At 46.0% G+C, this 1,189-nt stretch carries 1 protein-coding gene; it reads left to right on the top strand.

Annotation, left to right across the window (positions count from 1 at the left end):
* A partial coding sequence (locus D8797_RS10230) for a mucin-binding protein (RefSeq protein ID WP_446677496.1) occupies positions 1 to 1,189 on the top strand: 1,189 nt, incomplete at both ends.

Below are 1,189 nucleotides of genomic sequence, written 5' to 3' on the forward strand. Positions count from 1 at the left end.
GTTCAAGGGACCTAAGACCTTCGATAATGACGATAAGAAGGATCAAACCTTCACCGTTACTCTTCGTCAAGGTACAGAGAAGATTACAGACCCAGCTAAGCTCAACAAGAAAGTATCACGTACGATCAAGTACGAATACGCAGATGGTCAAACAGCGGGTCGTCCAGCTCTGAAAGCTCCTGTGACTCAAGAAGCAGCCTTCACACGTACAGGTGAACGTAACCGTGTAACTGGTAAGGAAACCTTCACTGCATGGACACCAGCTACGAAAGAATTGGCCCAAGAAGCTACACCAGTTGTAACTGGATTCGTGGCAGATAAAGCCAATGTCGCAGCGAAGACAGTGACTCCTGATGATAAGGATAGCGAAGAAACAGTTAAGTACAGCAAACTTGGTTCATATGTACCAAATGTACCAGACGGACTTCCAAAAGTACCAAACCTTCCATATCCAAACGATCCAACAGATCCAAGCAAACCAGGTACTGATCTTCCAGTGATTCCACATGTACCAGGCACTACACCAGTAGGCCCAGATGGTACTACACCATTGACACCGAAAGATCCGAGCGATCCAAGCAAGGGTTACAACCCACCACCAATTCCAAGTGATCCAACGAAGGATACACCAATCAACTTCGTGAAGGATGGTCAAAAAGCGATTATCAGCTTCGTAGACCAAACTGACGGTAATAAGGAATTGACCAAGGTTGTCGAAAGCGGTAAGTCAGGTGAGCCAATCGGAACAACCAACTACGCAGCTCGTCTGAAAGAATTGACAGACAAGGGTTACGAAGTTGTGAACGATGAGTTCAAGGGACCTAAGACCTTCGATAATGACGATAAGAAGGATCAAACCTTCACCGTTACTATGCGTCAGGTTGTAGTACCATTCGATCCGAATAATCCACCGAAACCAAACGATCCAATGGATCCAAGCAATCCGGATGGACCTAAGTGGACAGATGATAAGATCAAGTCAGCTCAACAAGAAGCTGTGAAGGAATTGAGCCGTACGATCAAGTACGTATACGAAAATGGCAAGGAAGCAGCACCAAGCTTCACAGACAGCGCGAAATTCACGCGTATTCTGAAGATCAACGTCGTAACGAAAGCGATCGTAGAAAAAGGCCCATGGACATCACAAGATGACGTGATCAAGGGACAAACTTCACCAGACATCAAGGGT

The organism is Streptococcus cristatus (assembly GCF_003944225.1).
Taxonomy (GTDB): Bacteria; Bacillota; Bacilli; order Lactobacillales; family Streptococcaceae; genus Streptococcus; species Streptococcus cristatus_K.